Source organism: Aliivibrio sifiae (assembly GCF_002954715.1).
Taxonomy (GTDB): Bacteria; Pseudomonadota; Gammaproteobacteria; order Enterobacterales; family Vibrionaceae; genus Aliivibrio; species Aliivibrio sifiae.
On sequence record NZ_MSCP01000001.1, the window covers coordinates 1614672 to 1634112 of the forward strand.

18 protein-coding genes and 1 riboswitch are annotated in these 19441 nt (G+C 39.4%); of the genes, 6 read left to right on the forward strand and 12 right to left on the reverse strand.

What is annotated here, in order from left to right; all coding sequences use genetic code 11:
- Window positions 1–12 precede the first annotated feature (12 nt).
- The 5 genes from cydA to aspS all read right to left on the reverse strand — a co-directional run bounded on the left by cydA (window position 13) and on the right by aspS (window position 6209).
- Entirely contained in the window at window positions 13–1599 is a 1587-nt protein-coding gene (cydA, locus tag BTO23_RS07190) for a cytochrome ubiquinol oxidase subunit I (protein WP_170066723.1), read from the reverse strand.
- A 376-nt stretch (window positions 1600–1975) separates the two neighbouring features.
- A complete protein-coding gene (gene ruvB / locus BTO23_RS07195; RefSeq protein ID WP_105063271.1) occupies window positions 1976–2989 on the reverse strand; it encodes a Holliday junction branch migration DNA helicase RuvB in 1014 nt (337 codons plus the stop codon).
- A gap of 55 nt (window positions 2990–3044) precedes the next feature.
- Window positions 3045–3668, reverse strand: a complete 624-nt coding sequence (ruvA, locus tag BTO23_RS07200) for a Holliday junction branch migration protein RuvA (protein WP_061001948.1) — start codon at window positions 3666–3668, stop codon at window positions 3045–3047.
- 92 nt (window positions 3669–3760) lie between these two features.
- On the reverse strand, window positions 3761–4282 hold the full coding sequence (gene ruvC, locus BTO23_RS07205) for a crossover junction endodeoxyribonuclease RuvC (RefSeq protein ID WP_105063272.1): 522 nt from the start codon (window positions 4280–4282) through the stop codon (window positions 3761–3763).
- 151 nt (window positions 4283–4433) lie between these two features.
- Window positions 4434–6209, reverse strand: coding sequence for an aspartate--tRNA ligase (gene aspS / locus BTO23_RS07210; protein ID WP_105063273.1), 1776 nt, complete (start codon window positions 6207–6209; stop codon window positions 4434–4436).
- Between the two features lie 370 nt (window positions 6210–6579).
- On the opposite strand from aspS, the gene cmoA reads away from it, so the two are divergent.
- From cmoA to BTO23_RS07235, 5 genes are all read left to right on the forward strand, one after another.
- Complete coding sequence (gene cmoA, locus BTO23_RS07215) at window positions 6580–7308, forward strand: carboxy-S-adenosyl-L-methionine synthase CmoA (protein ID WP_105063274.1); 729 nt, start codon at window positions 6580–6582, stop codon at window positions 7306–7308.
- A gap of 52 nt (window positions 7309–7360) precedes the next feature.
- A complete protein-coding gene (gene cmoB / locus BTO23_RS07220; protein WP_105063275.1) occupies window positions 7361–8335 on the forward strand; it encodes a tRNA 5-methoxyuridine(34)/uridine 5-oxyacetic acid(34) synthase CmoB in 975 nt (324 codons plus the stop codon).
- 79 nt (window positions 8336–8414) lie between these two features.
- Window positions 8415–9185, forward strand: coding sequence for an ATP-dependent zinc protease family protein (locus BTO23_RS07225; protein WP_060990569.1), 771 nt, complete (start codon window positions 8415–8417; stop codon window positions 9183–9185).
- 102 nt (window positions 9186–9287) lie between these two features.
- Entirely contained in the window at window positions 9288–10796 is a 1509-nt protein-coding gene (locus BTO23_RS07230) for an inactive transglutaminase family protein (RefSeq protein WP_105063276.1), read from the forward strand.
- 3 nt (window positions 10797–10799) lie between these two features.
- On the forward strand, window positions 10800–11765 hold the full coding sequence (locus BTO23_RS07235; protein ID WP_060990567.1) for an alpha-L-glutamate ligase-like protein: 966 nt from the start codon (window positions 10800–10802) through the stop codon (window positions 11763–11765).
- A 126-nt stretch (window positions 11766–11891) separates the two neighbouring features.
- Here the strand turns inward: BTO23_RS07235 and moaE are convergent, their stop codons facing one another.
- The 4 genes from moaE to moaA form a co-directional block, all read right to left on the reverse strand.
- Entirely contained in the window at window positions 11892–12338 is a 447-nt protein-coding gene (moaE, locus tag BTO23_RS07240) for a molybdopterin synthase catalytic subunit MoaE (protein ID WP_060990566.1), read from the reverse strand.
- A gap of 1 nt (window position 12339) precedes the next feature.
- The gene (gene moaD, locus BTO23_RS07245; RefSeq protein WP_060990565.1) at window positions 12340–12585 is read right to left on the reverse strand and encodes a molybdopterin synthase sulfur carrier subunit; all 246 of its coding nucleotides are present in this window, start codon (window positions 12583–12585) and stop codon (window positions 12340–12342) included.
- A complete protein-coding gene (gene moaC, locus BTO23_RS07250) occupies window positions 12582–13061 on the reverse strand; it encodes a cyclic pyranopterin monophosphate synthase MoaC (RefSeq protein ID WP_060990564.1) in 480 nt (159 codons plus the stop codon). The genes moaD and moaC overlap by 4 nt, the downstream gene beginning before the upstream one ends.
- Window positions 13062–13073: 12 nt before the next feature.
- A complete protein-coding gene (moaA, locus tag BTO23_RS07255; protein WP_060990563.1) occupies window positions 13074–14063 on the reverse strand; it encodes a GTP 3',8-cyclase MoaA in 990 nt (329 codons plus the stop codon).
- Window positions 14052–14199, reverse strand: a riboswitch (molybdenum cofactor riboswitch). It overlaps the preceding gene by 12 nt.
- Before the next feature lie 241 nt (window positions 14200–14440).
- Between moaA and yvcK the strand changes: the two genes are divergently transcribed.
- A complete protein-coding gene (gene yvcK / locus BTO23_RS07260) occupies window positions 14441–15319 on the forward strand; it encodes a uridine diphosphate-N-acetylglucosamine-binding protein YvcK (RefSeq protein WP_061013394.1) in 879 nt (292 codons plus the stop codon).
- Here the strand turns inward: yvcK and BTO23_RS07265 are convergent.
- The 3 genes from BTO23_RS07265 to uvrB all read right to left on the reverse strand — a co-directional run bounded on the left by BTO23_RS07265 (window position 15308) and on the right by uvrB (window position 19412).
- Window positions 15308–15643, reverse strand: a complete 336-nt coding sequence (locus BTO23_RS07265; protein WP_060990561.1) for an Hpt domain-containing protein — start codon at window positions 15641–15643, stop codon at window positions 15308–15310. The two genes, yvcK and BTO23_RS07265, sit on opposite strands and share 12 nt — an antisense overlap.
- Window positions 15644–15657: 14 nt before the next feature.
- Window positions 15658–17076, reverse strand: a complete 1419-nt coding sequence (luxO, locus tag BTO23_RS07270) for a quorum-sensing sigma-54 dependent transcriptional regulator LuxO (RefSeq protein ID WP_245922089.1) — start codon at window positions 17074–17076, stop codon at window positions 15658–15660.
- A gap of 305 nt (window positions 17077–17381) precedes the next feature.
- Window positions 17382–19412 carry an excinuclease ABC subunit UvrB gene (gene uvrB, locus BTO23_RS07275; protein ID WP_105063277.1) on the reverse strand — a complete coding sequence of 677 codons (2031 nt, stop codon included), beginning with the start codon at window positions 19410–19412 and terminating at the stop codon, window positions 17382–17384.
- Window positions 19413–19441: the final 29 nt, after the last annotated feature.

Below are 19441 nucleotides of genomic sequence, written 5' to 3' on the forward strand. Positions count from 1 at the left end.
AAATCTCCGTTTTTATGCTTCTACTTGACGAGTTAATTTCGCTTCTGAATCCTGACCATCTTGCTCAAAGTGGTAGCGACCTGTTTTCAGACTACTTGGACCTTTGCGCGCAAACTTCACCATTAGGTAAACTTCAGCAATCAAGAATATCGTGTATAAGCCAATGATTGCAGCCATTGAGATTAGAATCTCTGTTGCTGTCAATGCTGATGCTGCGACGTTAACTGGTAGAATTTCACCAACAGCCCATGGTTGACGACCATACTCGGCAACAAACCAACCTGCTTCAATCGCAATCCATGGTAGAGGCATACCAAATAAGGCAGCTTTAAGTAACCATGATTTTTGACCAATTTTCTGACGACATGTCTGAACAAAAGCAAAACCAAAGATAAGTAGCATTGCTACACCACAAGCAACCATGATACGGAACGAGAAAAACAGTGGCCATACCGTAGGGATTGAGTCATCTGCTGCCGCTTTGATTTGCTCTTCTGTTGCATCAACAACTTTGTCAGTATAACGCTTAAGTAATAAGCCATAACCTAAGTCATGTTTAACATCATCAAATGCTGCAATGTTTTCAGGTGTTTTATCACCATTACGCAATTTTTCTAGCAATTCATAAGCAACCATACCGTTACGGATACGTACTTCATGCTGTTCTTTTAAATCACGTAAGCCTGTTACTTGTTTATCAAATGAACGCGTTGCAATAATACCCATTACATATGGGATCTTAATTGCGTAATCCGTTTCCATTGACTCTTGGTTTGGTAAACCAAATACAGTAAAGGCTGCTGGTGCTTCTTCTGTATGCCATTCAGCTTCAATTGCTGCTAGCTTAACTTGTTGAACTTCACCTAGCTCATAGCCAGATTCATCACCCAATACCATTACAGATAAAATTGATGCCATACCAAAAGAGGCTGCAATTGCAAATGAACGACGAGCAAACGCAATATCACGACCTTTCAGAAGATAGTAAGAGCTCACACCAAGAACAAACATTGCACCACAAGTATAACCAGAAGCAACGGTATGAACGAACTTAACTTGAGCAACAGGGTTTAATACCACCTCTGCAAAGCTAACCATTTCCATACGCATTGTTTCAAAGTTAAATTCAGCACCCACAGGGTTCTGCATCCAACCATTAGCAACTAGAATCCAAAGTGCTGAGAAGTTAGAACCTAAAGCAACCAACCACGTTACTGTAAGGTGCTGACGTTTTGATAAACGATCCCAACCAAAGAAGAATAAACCTACAAAAGTAGATTCTAGGAAGAAAGCCATTAGTGCTTCGATGGCAAGAGGTGCCCCGAAGATATCACCAACATAGTGAGAATAATAAGCCCAGTTAGTACCAAACTGGAACTCCATCGTTAGGCCCGTAGCAACACCTAATGCGAAGTTAATACCAAACAATTTACCCCAGAACTTTGTCATGTCCTTGTAGATTTGTTTGTCGGTCATTACATATAACGACTCCATGATAGCCAATAGAAAGGCCATACCTAAAGTCAGAGGAACGAATAGGAAGTGATACATCGCTGTCATTGCAAACTGCAATCGCGATAACTCCACTACATCAGTGATCATGAGAACTCCTTTGTGTCAGGCTGAATGACACAGTGCTTTCACTCTATTTGGGTGAATGTGACACTATTTTATGGCTCTAATCGTTATAACCGTATTGGTAGCCATAAAGTGTTACATGATTGTGTAAAAAACGTTAGCTTAATGTTAAGCATAACCTAATATAGAACTCGCTAATATTAATAGGAAATACGATATCTTTCAAAAGATTTGTCCCTTTTTTGAAAGTTAATTACAGTTTTTTTTACATAAACACATGTTTTTCACACTTTACACATTTCTCATACGAAAAAGCGGATGATTTTGATCACCCGCTTTCACTAAACTTATTGTTTTATTAATACACTATGACAAATTATGAATAGATGGTCTTTGTCTATTTATCTGGTCTATCAATACCAAAATGCAAATAAGCTCGATCAGAAACTATTCGCCCTCTTGGTGTTCTCTGCAAGTAACCTTGTTGAATTAAATAAGGTTCGATTACATCCTCAATGGTATCTCTTTCTTCACCAATAGCGGCGGCAATGTTATCAAGCCCTACTGGACCGCCATCAAACTTTTCCATAATAGCTAATAATAATTTTCTATCCATATAATCAAAGCCTCGAACATCAACATCAAGCATATTCAACGCTTTATCTGCAATATCTGAAGAAATATGGCTATCACTCATTACATCCGCATAATCTCGTACTCGACGTAATAATCTGTTCGCAATTCGTGGTGTTCCACGAGCACGACGAGCAACTTCAAGTGCACCCTCAGATTCCATGGAAAGGTCCAAGCAATCAGCACTACGTTGAACAATATATTTAAGGTCATCAACATTATAATATTCTAAGCGCTGTACGATACCAAAACGATCACGCAATGGAGACGTTAATGATCCCGCTCTAGTGGTTGCACCAATTAAAGTAAAAGGGGGTAAATCAATTTTGATTGAACGTGCTGCTGGACCTTCACCAATCATAATATCTAATTGATAATCTTCCATTGCTGGATACAGTATTTCTTCAACAACAGGGCTTAATCGATGAATCTCATCAATAAATAAAATGTCGTTTTCTTCTAAGTTAGTCAGAAGCGCAGCCAAGTCTCCTGCTTTTTCAAGAACAGGGCCAGAAGTCGTACGAATATTTACTTCCATCTCGTTGGCAACGATATTCGCTAATGTCGTTTTACCCAAGCCTGGAGGACCAAAAATCAATAAATGATCGAGGGGTTCATTACGCATTTGGGCAGCTTTAATGAAAATTTCCATCTGGCTGCGAACATGATCTTGGCCTCTATAGTCTTCTAATTTTTTCGGACGTATTGCCCGATCAATCACTTCTTCTTCACGAAAAACAGGGTTATCAGCAGCAATAAGGCGATCAGCTTCAATCATAAAAAGGCACTCAGCGATTCAATAAATAAATAGTAATAAAGAATAATGAAAATAGTTAGATCATCGATTTCAATGACTCACGAATTAATGCTTCGCTTGTCATATCAGGTTTTGCTACTTGAGAAACAACTTTTGATGCTTGCACTGGTTTATAACCCAAAGATATCAATGCACTCACCGCTTCATCTTGAGCACTTTGAGGTGAAGTTATTAAATCAGAACCATCGTCCATTGGCGCAGCATCAGTCGCAGGAGTAAATAAATCACCAGCTCCCCATCCTTTAAGACGGTCTTTCATTTCTACCACTAAACGCTCTGCTGTTTTCTTGCCTACACCAGGCAGTTTTACTAATGTTGAAATATCTTCACGCTCAACACTTTGTACAAACTGAGAGGCCGTCATTCCAGATAGAATAGCCAGACCAAGTTTAGGGCCCACACCATTTGCTTTAATGACTTCTCTAAATAAAGCTCGTTCTTTTTTAGTATTGAAGCCATATAATAATTGAGCATCTTCACGTACAACATAATGAATATAAATGATCGCTTCAGTGCCAATTTCTGGTAACTCATAAAAACAACTCATCGGCATTTGGACTTCATAGCCAATACCACTAACTTCAATCAACAATTCTGGTGGTTGTTTTTCTAATAGATTTCCACGAAGGCGTCCGATCACAATAGATACTCTTTAAAATAAATTAACTACATCGAATAGTAATAAAGAACTGGATAGATATCCAGTAAAAGAAATGAGAATTTGGTGGTGTCTTAACGATAGCGTCCACGTCGGGCACTAGTTGCTTTACCTGCTAATGCGATTAAGGTTTTATTGGTATTCGCATGACAAATGGCAACCCCGAGTCCATCGGCGGCATCGGCTTGTGGTTTTGCTGGAAGTTTTAGCATCGTCATCACCATATGCTGAACTTGTGCTTTATCTGCCCCCCCCGTTCCAGTTACTGCTTGCTTAATTAAACGTGCAGCATATTCATAAACAGGGAGATCCGCATTGACTGCAGCCACTATTGCACTGCCTCGTGCTTGTCCTAACTTTAACGCTGAATCTGCATTTTTAGACATAAAAACTTGTTCGATAGCGAATACATCTGGTTGAAACTGGGTAATAATTTCAGATACGCCTTCATAAATTTGTTTTAAACGACCAGGAAGTTCTTTTTCTGACATACGGATACAACCACTACCTAAATATTGCAGGTGTCGGCCATTTTGACGAATAACGCCGTAACCGGTAATGCGAGAGCCGGGATCAATTCCTAAAATGATAGACATAGTAAAACCACTGATTGTTTATACATGTATATTAGCTAGATATCCTTCTAAACTCAAGGTATTAGTCATGTGCTACTTTCTCATCTTAGATATAGCAGATACAAAAATGCCCGCATTATGCGGGCATTTTTAAGAACAAAGATAACTTAGATTAAGCGTCTTTTTTCTCAGCAAGTTTTACTGCAATCGATAGCTCAGCAAGAGACTCAGGATTAGCAAGACTTGGTGCGTTTGTTAGTAGACACGCTGCTGCTGTTGTTTTCGGGAATGCGATAACATCACGGATGTTCTCTGTACCACAAAGAAGCATAGCTAAACGGTCAAGACCGAATGCAAGACCTGCGTGTGGTGGCGTTCCGTACTTAAGTGCTTCAAGTAAGAAACCAAATTTCTCTTGTTGTTCTTTTTCTTCGATTCCTAAAATACCAAATACTGCTGTTTGCATTTCAGCATTATGAATACGAACAGAACCACCACCCACTTCATAGCCATTGATAACCATGTCGTATGCATCAGAATTAGCAACAGCAGGATTTGCTTTAAGCTCTTCAGCACTAACGCCTAATGGAGAAGTAAATGGGTGGTGCATTGCATGCAAGTTACCTTCGCCATCTTCTTCAAACATTGGGAAATCGATAACCCAAAGAGGAGCCCAAGCTTTCTTATCTGTAAGCTCAAGATCATCACCTAACTTAATACGTAAAGCGCCCATTGCTTCTGCAACGATGCCTGCTTTATCCGCACCAAATAGAATGATATCGCCAGTTTCAGCTTCTGTGCGCTCTAAAATGCTATTTACGATATCTTCACTTAAGAACTTAGCAACTGGAGATTGAACACCTTCAAAACCTGCGGCACGATCGTTCACTTTCATCCAAGCTAGACCTTTCGCGCCGTAGATGCCTACAAACTTACCATATTCATCAATTTGCTTACGAGAAAGTGATGCTCCACCAGGAACACGAATAACCGCTACACGGCCTTTTTCATCGTTAGCAGGATCAGCGAATACTTGGAATTCAACATCTTTAAGAAGATCAGCAACGTCAACTAATTCTAGTGGGTTACGTAGATCTGGCTTATCAGAACCAAAACGACGGATCGCTTCAGAGAATGGCATTACTGGGAATTGACCAAGTTCAACATCAAGAAGTTCTTTCCACATATCATGAACCAAACGTTCAGTGATATCACGAACTTGGTTAGAAGAAAGGAAAGAAGTTTCAATATCGATTTGAGTAAATTCAGGTTGACGGTCAGCACGTAAATCTTCATCACGGAAACATTTAACGATTTGGTAGTAACGGTCAAAACCAGACATCATCAGAAGTTGCTTAAACAGCTGTGGTGATTGTGGAAGTGCGTAGAAACTGCCTTTATGAACACGGCTTGGTACTAGGTAGTCACGAGCGCCTTCTGGCGTTGCTTTTGTTAATACTGGTGTTTCGATATCTAAGAATAGGTTCTCATCTAAGAAACGGCGAACGAAGCTAGATGCACGAGCACGTAACTTGATACGGTCACTCATTTCTGGACGACGTAAATCAATGTAACGGTACTTCAGGCGTTGTTCTTCAGAGTTCGTTTGATTGAAATCCAGTGGAAGCGCTTCTGAACGGTTGATGATCTCAAGGCCTGTCGCGTAAAGTTCAACTTCACCTGTAGACATATCTTTATTTACTTGGCTGTCAGGACGAACACGTACTTCACCAGTAAATTTAATACAGAACTCATTACGCAGTTGGTTAGCGATTGAAAAGATATCTTTCATATCTGGATCAACAACTACCTGAACGACACCTTCACGATCTCGCATATCAATAAAGATAAGACCGCCTAAGTCACGGCGACGGTTTACCCAGCCGCAAAGTTCTACAGTTTGCCCTGCAAGGGACTTGTTCAGGTTACCACAGTAATGGGTGCGCATGATGATTTTCCCAATCTAATATACATATCAATAGTAAATGCAATAAAAAGCCTATTGCATTTCTCATAAACCGATTTACGCTTGCTAAAATGACTAATAAAACAGCTACTTTGCTGTATTAATATACAAAACGCAAAAATATAGCGCCATTATAAAGGAAAAATATTCTAACGACATAGCAAGGAGCAAAAAAAGTTCACTTTCAATTCTCATTGGCCTAAAGACTTTAAGATAAGAATTAACTACAATAGTGTCATCATGTGCAGGAGAGCACGGATGTATGCAATTCTAGGTAAGTAGAACAAACCAATATTTACCTAGAATGGATATAAATAAGTACGGATAAACAACGTGCCTTTGTGAGAATACCATGGTTAACCCTGATACTATTTTTTCGACACCTATTGATAAAATCGGCGACTTTACCTTTGATGAACGAGTCGCGGAAGTTTTCCCAGATATGATCCAGCGCTCCATTCCAGGTTACAGCAATATAATCTCAGCAATCGGAATGCTAGCCGAGCGTTATGCTAAGCCTCATTCAACAGTCTATGATTTAGGTTGCTCTCTAGGTGCTGCGACTTTATCTATGCGTCGCCATATTAATCAAGAAGAGTGTCAAATCATTGGAGTCGATAATTCATCAGCAATGGTTGAACGCTGTCGCCTTCTTATTAATGCTTATCGTTCAGATACACCAGTATCAATTATAGAAGCAGATATTCGTGATGTAGATATAAAGGATGCCTCTGTTGTAGTATTAAATTTCACACTACAATTTTTAGCTCCAATCGATCGTCGAGCGTTGTTAGAAAAAATCTATGCGGGCCTACGCCCGGGTGGGATTCTTATTTTATCTGAAAAATACATTTTTGAAGATGACACTACGAACGAACTGCTTATCGATTTACATCATGACTTCAAACGTGCTAATGGCTACAGTGAGTTAGAAATAAGCCAAAAGCGCAGTGCGATTGAACACGTAATGCTGCCAGATCCAATCGATACCCATAAAGAACGTTTTAAAGACATCGGTTTTAAAAGTGCAGAGGTATGGTTCCAATGCTTCAACTTTGGATCTATGTTTGCAATAAAATAATGAATCTTGTTTCTTTCTATTTTTTACCTAATTTATTAACTAAAGATATCTCATGTTAAATTTTGCTAATTTTTATACGCTCGTTTCTCAAGATACCATTCTTCAGCCTTGGTTAAATACTTTACCTCAACAATTAACTGATTGGCAAAATGCAGAACATGGCGACATTGAGCGTTGGACTAAAGCGCTTAAAAAAATCCCTGAAGGCTGTGCTGATAATATTGATTTAAAATCATCAGTAACTCTATCAAACGACACACCTTTAATTGGTGGTGAACGTAAGAAGTTAGAAAACTTATTACAAACCTTTCACCCTTGGCGTAAAGGCCCATTTACTGTTCATGATATTCACATTGACACAGAGTGGCGCTCGGATTGGAAGTGGGACCGCTTACTACCTCACATTACTCCACTTAAAAACCGCTCAATTTTAGATGTAGGTTGCGGTAATGGTTACCACATGTGGCGTATGCTAGGCCAAGAGGCTCGTTTATGTGTCGGTATTGATCCATCACATTTATTTTTAATTCAATTCGAAGCCATTCGTAAACTAATGGGCAACGATCAACGCGCTCATTTATTACCGTTAGGTATTGAACAGCTTCCAGAATTAAATGCGTTTGATACCGTATTCAGCATGGGCGTACTTTATCACCGTCGCTCTCCACTTGACCATTTGATTCAATTGAAAAACCAATTAGTCGCTGGCGGTGAATTAGTGCTAGAAACACTCGTCATTGATGGTGATGAAAACGCCGTATTAATGCCTGTTGACCGTTATGCTCAAATGCGTAATGTTTTCTTCTTCCCATCTGCGCGAGCATTAAAAGTATGGTTAGAAAGTGTTGGCTTCGTAGATGTGAAAATTGTTGATGAATGCATTACCACGACAGGAGAACAGCGTTCAACGGAATGGATGAAACACAATTCTCTACCTGAGTATTTAGACCCAAATGATCCAACAAAAACAATTGAAGGCCACCCAGCTCCTAAGCGTGCGATCTTAATTGCTAAAAAACCTGACTAAACGCTAACATTGTGGGGCTATCCGCCCCTATTTATTATCGTTATTATGCACATGTTAATTTAACTCAACGGAACATAAAATGATCCAACGAATTCTACCACTGGTTGCTATTTTAAGCCTTTCTGGATGCGCACTGACTCAACAAGCAACACCAGTCGCTTCGGATAATACAGAAACAGTTGCAGCCATTAAGTCTATGGAAACCAACCTAAATACTCGTTTAGATGGTATGGAAACAAAAATTGAGACGCAAAACGACTATATTTCGACATTAGAAAAAGAGCTGTCGAATGTATCAGAAGAGCTATCAATGGTTCGAACTGAACAAACCAAAATTCAAACAAGTATAAAGCAAGCTACATCTAAAAAAGCCCGTCTAGCACCAATTCCTATTTCTATGCAGAGCCAATCATTAAAAGACACGCTAATTTTAGGTGCGATTGAAAACGTAGAAATTGCTGATATACAACAACAATTCACAGCTCGTATCGATACGGGTGCAACCACCTCTTCTCTTAATGCTGTCGATCTTCAAGAATTTGAGCGCAATGGAACTCAGTGGGTTCGATTCCATCTAGTTAATCAAGACGCAAAAACAAAAGATGGTAAACTGGAGTGGATCACCGCCCCTGTAATCCGCAATGTTAAAATTCGTCAATCAACGACAGAAGAAGCAGAACGTCGTCCAGTGGTTGAACTGTGGATCAAACTTGGAGCAATCCATGAAAAAGTACAGTTTACCCTTGCAGATCGCTCTCACATGACCCATTCTGTTTTATTAGGCAGAGAGTTTATACAAGATATTGCTGTTATCGATGTCAGTAAAGAGTTTGTTCAAAGCAAAAAATAACTCCTACCTCAAATAAGCGGTAATTTATTCAATATGTTAGTAGCAAAAATTACCGCTTGAATTATAATTATCTTCCACTTATGCCATTACAATGAGGACGTTATGCCATCAAGAGTGCCTTTTTATTTTCTTATCTCACTATTAATTGTCGCAGGACTTACATTGAGCTGGTTACGCCATGACTCATACGGAGTTCCTTGGACACCAGGAGAAAGAAGCCAAGTCTGGGATGTAGAAGCCCGAATTCAATTTGATGCAGTAAATAAACCTGTAAAGGTATCTATGGCTGCACCACAAACTCAAGCAGGTTTTACTATTGTCGATGAGAGCGCGTCTTCTCCTGGCTATGGTATCGCTTATTTAGCGACAGAGCATGGACGTCGCGCTGAATGGACAATCCGCCAAGCAGATGGTCCGCAAACTTTATATTATAAAACTCAGATCTTAGTTGATCCACAAGCTCATGCTACAGTGGAGCCACCAAAATCTGATAAACCAGAAGTAGTTACCTTTGAAGGTCCGCATGAAGCTGCAGCGATTTCATTATTAGAGCAAGCAAGAGCACGTTCTTCTGATGACATCACCTTAACCCGTGAATTAATTAAACAATTCAACGATCCTGATAATCAAAATGCCTCTTTACTTTTAAACGACTTAACTAAAGTTCAAGCCGTTTCTAAATTACTAAGCTATGAAGCAATTCATAACAAAGTTGTTGGTACACTTTGGTTAGAAGATGGTCGTCGTCGTCAATCTGTTCAGCACATGGTTGAAGTATGGAGCGGTGAAAAGTGGCAGTTATTCAATCCAGAAACTGGAGAGCAAGGTCAGCCAGCTAACTTGCTGCTTTGGGATGAAACTAATGTTTCTTTATTAGATGTTGTTGGTGGTAAGAACAGCCAAATTAACTTCTCAATGATTGCACAAGAGATTTCGCCAACAGCCGCAACAGAAAAGAAAGTAGAAGCAGATAACCTGTTAAACTTCTCTATTCATAGCCTACCGCTTGAAGAGCAATCGATGTTTAAAACCATCATGCTTATTCCTATTGGTGCGCTGATGGTTGTGTTTTTACGAGTCATCGTCGGTTTAAAAACCTCTGGTACTTTCATGCCAGTGCTTATTGCTGTTGCCTTTGTTCAGACTCAGCTAGTTACGGGGATTGTTGGTTTCTTACTTATTGTAGGTACCGGTCTAGTTATCCGTAGTTATTTATCCAAACTCAACCTACTTCTGGTAGCCAGGATCTCCGCGGTGATCATCACCGTTATCATGATTATTTCAATATTTACGATTGTTGCCTTTAAGATTGGTCTAACCGCCGGATTAAGTATTACTTTCTTCCCAATGATTATCCTTTCTTGGACAGTAGAACGTATGTCTATCTTATGGGAAGAAGAAGGTTGGAAAGAAGTTGCGACTCAAGGTGGTGGTTCATTATTAACCGCTGTTCTTATTTACATCGCAATGACAAACCCGTTTGTACAGCACTTAACCTTTAACTTTATTGGGGTTCAGCTAATTATCTTAGCCGTAATTCTAATGCTTGGTAATTACACAGGTTACCGTTTAAGTGAGCTTCGTCGCTTTAAGCCTTTAGCGGAGGACTAGCCTATGTTTAGTAGATTTACGTCTCCTTCAAAACTAAAAGCAAAAGGGATCATGGGCATGAATCAGCGTAACGGTGGCTATATTGGCCGTTACAATGACCGAAGCAAATACCCACTGGTTGATGACAAATTAAAAACAAAAATCATCGCCGAAAAAGCCGGAGCTACCGTTCCTAAACTTATCGGTGTGATAGATAGCCAGGCTGAAGTAAAAAACATTCACGATATCGTTAAAGATTGGCCTGGTTTTGTAATCAAACCAGCTCAAGGTAGTGGCGGTAAAGGGATTTTGGTTGTCACATCTCATAAAGATGGAGTTTACTACAAACCGTCTGGTGCAGAAGCGAATAAACAAGATGTTGAACGACATATTACCAATACATTAGCAGGCCTTTTCTCCCTTGGTGGAAAAAACGACGTTGCAATGATTGAGAATTTGATCGAGTTTGACGATGTGTTTGACGGCTTCAGTTATGAGGGTGTGCCTGATGTTCGTATTATTGTATTTAAGGGCTACCCTGTAATGGCAATGATGCGCTTATCAACCACAGATTCAGATGGCAAAGCGAACTTACACCAAGGTGCTGTCGGAGTAGGTATTGATATTGGTACGGGCAAAGCAGTACGTGCAGTACAGTTTGACTTACCTGTTGAAAAACACCCTGATACAGGAAAATTATTAAGTACTTTAGAAGTACCTCATTGGCATAAACTGTTAACGCTTGCATCAAGTGCATGGGAGATGACAGGTCTAGGCTATATGGGTACAGATATGGTTCTAGATAAAAAATACGGACCTATGGTGCTTGAGCTTAATGCTCGTCCCGGCTTAGCTATCCAAATTGCTAACGGCACGGGTTTGTTGCCTCGGTTAAAGCACATTGAAAGCTTGGAAGAGACGGTTCCGTACCCCACTCCTGAAGCGCGTGTTGCTTATGCTATGGAACAGTTTGGTATTTATAATAAATAACAAACTATCTCTAGCACAATCCAAATAAAAAAAGGGAAGAAAGCCTATGCTCTCTTCCCTTTTTATTTATCTTCTATTGCTACTTTCCGAATCGAATACCGATTCTAATAGCCACTATTTAGGTAATTACTTTTCCCAACGCTGTGCCGCTGATTTATCTGTATCCCTTGATTCTACCCAGCGCACTTCTTTTGTTGTACGTTCTTTTTTCCAAAATGGTGCACTAGTTTTTAAGTAATCCATTATGAATTCACAAGAATCAAACGCTGCACCACGGTGAGCACTTGATACACCAACAAATACAATTTGGTCGCCAAGCTCTAAGTCACCAACTCTGTGGATTACTTTCACTTTAAGCAGTGGCCAGCGCGCTTTTGCTTGTGCAACAATGTCATTCAGAGACTTTTCAGTCATTCCTGGATAATGCTCTAGAGAAAGTCCAGTTACATCATCACCAAGATTCATATCTCGAACTTTACCAATAAAAGTAACCACAGCTCCAGCGGAAGTGCCTTCTGCTAGTAATTGATACTCATCCCCGACATTGAAATCATGTTCTTGAACAGAAATCATATCAACCACCTGTTACTGGTGGGAAAAATGCGACTTCATCACCATCGGAAACGGCTGAATCTAAACTTGAGATAGTTTGGTTAATCGCAACCAGTAATTTTCCTTTCTCTAAAGCTAAATCCCACTTACCTTCTTTTTTACTTAATTCTTCACGAATCGCTTCTGCTGTTGCGTAATCGCCCGTAAGCTCTAACTTGTCAATACCAACGAGTTCTTTAGTCTGAGCAAAAAATAATACTGTGATCATGCGTCTGCCTTAAAGTGTCCAGATTTACCGCCCGTTTTTTCTAACAAACGAACTTGACCAATAACCATGTCTTTTTGAACTGCTTTACACATATCATAGATGGTCAATGCTGCAACAGATGCCGCTGTTAATGCTTCCATTTCAACGCCAGTTTTACCTGCCAATTTACATACAGATTCAATACGAACCATATTTTCAGCTTCAATAGCTTCAAGTTGAACTTCAACTTTAGTTAGCAGTAATGGATGACATAATGGAATAAGATCCCATGTTTTTTTCGCAGCCTGAATACCAGCAATACGAGCAGTCGCAAATACATCACCTTTATGGTGAGAACCAGAGACAATCAGTTTTAACGTTTCTGGAGCCATATGTACAAACGCTTCTGCACGCGCTTCACGTACCGTTTCTTGTTTAGCTGATACATCAACCATGTTTGCCTCACCAGAGGCATTAATATGAGTAAAATTTGACATAATTCTTCTTTATTATCCGCCAATTGAGGCTAAATGAGGGGTCATTCCAGCGTGGCCATCATGTAAAAAATGACCTTCTGCTTTATTATCTAACTGAGTTTGAATGCATTGAATCAGCTCATCTTGTTGATCATCTTCTTGCAGCAAATCTCGTAAATCAACACCATAATCACCAAATAGGCACATATGTAATTTGCCTTTTGCTGATACACGAAGTCGATTGCAACTCTGACAAAAGTCTTTTTCATAAGGCATAATTAACCCTATTTCACCCATATAATCTGGATGTGTAAAGACTTGAGCCGGACCATCGCTTTCACCGCGTTGTTTCAATATCCAATTATTAGCAATTAAATGATTACGGATCGACACACCAGACTGATGATGATTTTTAAACAGATCGTTCATTTCACCCGTTTGCATCAATTCAATAAAACGCAGTTGAATAGGACGAGTTTGAATCCATTTTAAAAATAGAGGTAATTCGGTGCTATTGAGATCTTTAAGTAAAACGGTATTTACTTTTACCTGTTTAAATCCGACTTCAAGCGCTTTATCAATACCAGCCATAACATCGGCGAATTTATTTTCACCTGTGATCTGATAAAACATATTTGGATTTAAGCTATCAACACTCACATTGATATCAGTAAGGCCCGCTTCTCGCCATTCAGCAACATGCTTCTCCATACGATAACCATTAGTAGTAGTGGCTACTTTAGTAATACCAGGTTGAGAGGCTACGGTACGAATGATCTCAGTAAAATCTTTACGCAGACTTGGTTCTCCGCCTGTAATACGCACTTTTGACGTACCACAACGGGCAAACGCACTCACAGTACGTTTGATTTCATCAAGCTCAAGGAAGGACTCTCGCTTGCCATTTTCAGGTCGATAACCATCAGGTAAGCAATAAGTACATTTAAAATTACAGACGTCTGTAATCGACAACCGTAAGTAATAAAACTTACGATTAAAATTATCTTCGAATTGTTTCGCCACGGAACACCTTTCCAAACACGGGAGGCTTGTTCATTTCCAAACAAACCCTTGTGACCGAATTGTCACTGGCTCACGCAACATATTGAGTGCTTCTTAAAAACAACTTAGCAGCTTGAGCTCGGAGTTATGGCAACCACACTAAACCATTATTAGTTTAATTGGCGCTCTTATTAAAATACTCAATATTTCTAAGGTTTTCCAATTTTTTTGCCATTTCAGCCAAATTTCTCCATTTTGTTTGATAGATGTTATTTTTATGCTGTTATTCAGCCTACAAACTGTGATTAATTCAACATTTCGCTAATCACTGCTTGTCGTCACTTTCCAGATCAACCACACTGCTACTAATTATAGTGTGATAAGTAAGTATAAAAATTATGAATAAGCATCAAATTGTCGCTATTGGTGGCGGACACGGCTTAGGACGCGTTCTTGCTGCATTAAGTGATTTTGGCAGTAATGCTACAGGGATAGTCGCTACCACGGATAATGGAGGCTCTACAGGCCGAATTAGAGAATGCCAAGGCGGCATTGCTTGGGGTGACACTCGTAACTGCATAAATCAGTTAATTACTGACCCATCAATCAGTTCAATGATGTTTGAGTATCGCTTTAAAGGCCAAGGCGAACTTCATGGACATAACCTTGGAAACTTAATGCTCACTGCATTAGACAATCTCAGCGTTCGTCCATTAGACGCCATCAATTTAATTCGTAATATGCTAAAAGTTGAAACTCAGATCATTCCGATGTCTGAACATCCTTCTGATTTAGGAGCCTTAACAAAAGACTTACGCAAAATTTCAGGGGAAACTAACGTTGATGATATGGATGAGCTGCCTTTACGTTTATTTTTAGATCCAGAAGTACCAGCGACTCTAGAAGCGATTCAAGCTGTTAGACATGCAGATTTAATTTTACTTGGTCCGGGAAGTTTCTTAACAAGTATTATGCCCCCATTACTTCTCCCTGGTTTAGGTAAAGCAATTGGAGCCAACAAAAAGGCCAAAGTAGTTTTTATTGATAACTTATCAAAAGAGTTTGGTCCCGCGGGAAAAATGGACCATAAAATGATGCTGGATTGGTGCGAACGAGCATGTTCAGGAAGAAAAGTGGACGTTATTTTAACAGATAAAGAGTTAGTGGAATTACAATCAGAATATAATTGTAAAACCACTGATCTTGCTTCATTGAATCACGATTGGCGCCATGATAGAGATAAATTGAAACAAGCGATAATTAGCTTACTTAACTAAAAGCTGACGATAAGCAAGCTCAGTACCACGCGCAATATTTACAAATTCGGAGATATTGCGCTCAACCCATTCTTGTTGATGCTGCTTTGCTTTTTCTTCAATATTAATTGCCATGCTTGCCAATTTATCAGCACCAAAACTGCCGGCACTGCTTTTAAGACAATGACTAATCTCTCTGACCTTCTCAATTTCAGGCTGAGTACTGAGCGTACAAATAAAGTCATCTAACTCATCACAAAAAATACCAAAAAGAAAAGGGACGTTTTCATCTCCAACTTCCTGAACTAATTGATTCACTGCTTTCTGGTTTATATACTGACTCACAGTAATACCCTCTGCTATTTATCATCCCATGATTGTAATTTTCTATATAGTGTAGATGGGCTCACCTCTAATCGTTTAGCGGCCTGTGGAATATTCCCATCACATAGAGCAATTGCAGTTTCAATAATCTTCTTTTCTGACTTCCAGAGTGGAATAATCGTCTCTTTGGGTAAATTAACGACTTCATTCACTATATTATTTTTCGATATAAGAGAACTACTTACTTCATTTTTAGATGCAATATCTGAACCAGAATTTAATTCTAATGATAATGGCGGTGGTAGCATAGAAAGAGTGACTTCTTTCCCTCTGTTTAAAACCACCACATTTCTGATTACATTTTGTAATTGCCGAACGTTACCAGGCCAATCATAATGTGCAAATCTTTCGGTTACATCAGGGCTAAATGTTATAAACTCACGACCTTCTTCATGAGAAAAGTGACCTAATATTGAGTGAGCAATTTCAATAACATCATTACCACGCTCACGCAATGGCGGAAGAACAAGTGGAATAACATGCAATCGATAATATAAATCTTCACGGAAGCGACCGGCTTGAACTTCAAGCCAAGGGTCTCTATTTGTCGCACAAACAAACCTAACATCAACTCGGCTCATTTTGGAAGAACCGACTTTTTGAAAAGTCCCTGTTTGGATAAAACGTAATAGCTTAGTTTGTAAATCCAAGTCCATTTCACACAATTCATCTAGGAATAGAGTCCCACCATCCGCTTGTTCGGCTGCCCCTTTTCTATCGACAGAAGCGCCTGTAAATGCCCCTTTTACGTGACCAAACAACTCACTCTCTATTAAGTCTTTAGGTATCGCAGCACAGTTAATCGCAATGAATGGAGCATCTCCACGCTTACTCGCAGCATGAATAGCCTCTGCACATACTTCCTTACCTGTGCCCGATTCTCCTGTAATAAATACAGTTGCTTTACTCGGTGCCGCAGAATCAATAGTTCGATAAACCTGATTCATTTGAGAGCTACTACCAATGAAGCCCTGATACTGTTTATTGGACTTGTCTGGATTTTCTTTTATTTCATCTTGATCTTTTTGTGCGCGACGTAACGCATTATTAACCGTAACCCTAAGTCTATCGGCTTCGCAGGGTTTGATTAAAAAATCTTGAGCCCCAAGTTGCATGGCTTCTACCGCGGCATCAATTGAACCATGTGCAGTCATTAGAACAACTGGAACTTCTTTATTATGCTTTCTAATTTCGGCTAATACATCAAAACCTGTCATATCAGGCAGACGCAAATCAAGTAATACTAAGTCAGGTACACGTAAGGCCACGGCTTCTATCGCTTCACACCCTCTAGCTACAACATTAATTTCCACACCAAGTGGATTAAGATAAGAACGATATAGCGCAGCAACTGAAGCAGTATCTTCAACCATTAATAAGTATTTTTTCTGCATAATAAAAACGAGCTACCTGTAATAAACCTAAGAATTTGCATTATGCAACTGCAGAATGCAAATTTCAATTTGCAATTTGCAAATAAACTGTGACTTTACGCGTTTTTTAGACTTAATTGCCTTAAAATCTTAAGTGAAAAAGTTGGCACACTACCTGCTATATGTATATTGACCCTTTAAGCCAAAGGGTCACCTAGCCAACTGACGTTGTTAGTGAAATTTACTTTCACATGAACAATAAAGCCAACCGGGACATTGCGGTTGGCTTCTTTTTTGCCTAAATTTTGTATTTTATAAAATTCTCATTAACTGTTCGTAATAAATTGACGTCTTAATCTATCAATTTCATCCCTTATTTGAGCAGCCAATTCGAATTCTAAATCCTTAGCATGTTGATACATCTTAGTTTCTAACTTATTAACTTCTTTATCTAATTGCTGTGGTGTCATCGATTGATAACTTGCACCCTCTTCTGCCACTTCCGATAATTTAATCTTTGGAGCAACGATTTTGCGCTTGTTCTTCGTCATATCACCCAATTCAAGGATATCAGCAACGTCTTTTTTCAATGCCGTAGGGACAATACCCAACGCTTCATTATGTAAAATCTGTTTTTCTCGTCGTCTTTCTGTTTCGCCTATCGCTTTTTCCATTGATCCTGTAATTCTATCTGCATATAAAATAGCTTTACCTTCTAAATTACGAGCTGCGCGACCTATTGTTTGAATTAATGAGCGTTCGGAACGTAAAAAGCCTTCTTTATCTGCATCTAAGATCGCAACCAAAGACACCTCAGGCATATCCAAACCTTCACGTAATAAGTTGATACCAACTAACACATCAAACTTACCTAAACGTAAATCACGAATAATTTCGACGCGTTCAACCGTATCAATATCCGAGTGTAAATATCTAACCTTAACCCCGTGTTCATCAAGGTATTCAGTTAAATCTTCAGCCATTCGTTTGGTTAACGTAGTTACAAGTACACGTTCACCCACTTTTGTTCTTATCCGGATTTCTGATAAGAGATCATCAACTTGAGTTCCAACCGGACGTACTTCAATAAGTGGGTCAAGCAATCCTGTTGGTCTTACTACTTGTTCAGCGATGTCTTCACCCGATTTTTCAATCTCATACTTTCCTGGGGTGGCCGAAACATAAATAGTTTGTGGTGCTAACGCTTCAAATTCATCAAAACGCATTGGCCTATTATCTAAAGCTGATGGAAGTCTAAAGCCGTATTCAACCAAATTCTCCTTACGAGAACGGTCACCTTTATACATTGCACCAATCTGAGAGACCGTAATATGTGATTCATCGATGATCAATAAACCATCTTTTGGTAAATAGTCGAATAACGTGGGTGGCGCCTCACCTTCAGGACGGCCACTCAAATAGCGAGAATAGTTTTCGATACCTGAACAAAATCCCAATTCATTCATCATTTCGATATCAAATTGAGTACGCTGAGTGATCCTTTGCTCTTCAACTAATTTATTATTCGCTAATAATTCTTTTTGTCGTATCGCCAAATCTATTTTAATTTGTTCAATTGCCTCAAGCACTTTTTCTCTTGGTGTAACATAATGAGTTTTAGGATAAATAGTGCAACGCGGCATATCTTTCGTTATGATCGAACCAGTAAGAGGGTCAAATTTACTAATACGCTCCACTTCTTCATCAAACAATTCAATTCTAATTGCTTCATGCTCTGACTCGGCAGGAAAAACATCAAGCACCTCTCCACGAACACGAAAAGTACCGCGTTCAAATGCCATGTCATTACGTTTATATTGAAGCTCTGCTAAACGGCGTAAAATATCTCTTTGATTAACAATATCTCCACGGCGTAGATGAAGCATCATACTTAAATAAGCTTGCGGATCTCCAAGACCATAAATGGCAGATACTGAAGCAATAATAATGGCGTCTTTACGTTCCAATAACGCTTTAGTTGCCGACAACCGCATTTGTTCAATGTGCTCATTCACAGAAGAGTCTTTTTCTATGAAGGTATCAGTTGTTGGTACATACGCTTCTGGTTGGTAATAATCAAAGTAAGATACGAAGTACTCCACTGCATTATTTGGGAAAAATGCTTTCATTTCACCATACAACTGAGCAGCTAACGTTTTATTATGAGCCATGATCACGGTTGGTCGCCCCGAATGCGCGATTACATTTGCTAAAGTAAATGTTTTTCCCGATCCAGTAACCCCAAGCAGTGTTTGATGAGCAAGTCCATTCTCTAAACCTTCATTCAACGTCTTAATTGCTTGAGGCTGATCACCTGCTGGCTGATAGTTCGAAATTAATTCATACGCATTGGCCATTTATAACACTCCACATGGACTCATATTAT

Excerpts from the sequence above, each read along its gene's own strand:
- ruvB (WP_105063271.1), bottom strand. The coding sequence starts at position 2,989 with ATGATTGAAGCTGATCGCCTTATTGCTGCTGATAACCCTGTTTTTCGT.
- ruvC (WP_105063272.1), bottom strand. The coding sequence starts at position 4,282 with ATGTCTATCATTTTAGGAATTGATCCCGGCTCTCGCATTACCGGTTAC.
- aspS (WP_105063273.1), bottom strand. The coding sequence starts at position 6,209 with ATGCGCACCCATTACTGTGGTAACCTGAACAAGTCCCTTGCAGGGCAA.
- cmoA (WP_105063274.1), top strand. The coding sequence starts at position 6,580 with ATGGTTAACCCTGATACTATTTTTTCGACACCTATTGATAAAATCGGC.
- cmoB (WP_105063275.1), top strand. The coding sequence starts at position 7,361 with ATGTTAAATTTTGCTAATTTTTATACGCTCGTTTCTCAAGATACCATT.
- BTO23_RS07225 (WP_060990569.1), top strand. The coding sequence starts at position 8,415 with ATGATCCAACGAATTCTACCACTGGTTGCTATTTTAAGCCTTTCTGGA.
- BTO23_RS07230 (WP_105063276.1), top strand. The coding sequence starts at position 9,288 with ATGCCATCAAGAGTGCCTTTTTATTTTCTTATCTCACTATTAATTGTC.
- BTO23_RS07235 (WP_060990567.1), top strand. The coding sequence starts at position 10,800 with ATGTTTAGTAGATTTACGTCTCCTTCAAAACTAAAAGCAAAAGGGATC.
- moaE (WP_060990566.1), bottom strand. The coding sequence starts at position 12,338 with ATGATTTCTGTTCAAGAACATGATTTCAATGTCGGGGATGAGTATCAA.
- moaD (WP_060990565.1), bottom strand. The coding sequence starts at position 12,585 with ATGATCACAGTATTATTTTTTGCTCAGACTAAAGAACTCGTTGGTATT.
- moaC (WP_060990564.1), bottom strand. The coding sequence starts at position 13,061 with ATGTCAAATTTTACTCATATTAATGCCTCTGGTGAGGCAAACATGGTT.
- yvcK (WP_061013394.1), top strand. The coding sequence starts at position 14,441 with ATGAATAAGCATCAAATTGTCGCTATTGGTGGCGGACACGGCTTAGGA.
- luxO (WP_245922089.1), bottom strand. The coding sequence starts at position 17,076 with ATGCAGAAAAAATACTTATTAATGGTTGAAGATACTGCTTCAGTTGCT.
- uvrB (WP_105063277.1), bottom strand. The coding sequence starts at position 19,412 with ATGGCCAATGCGTATGAATTAATTTCGAACTATCAGCCAGCAGGTGAT.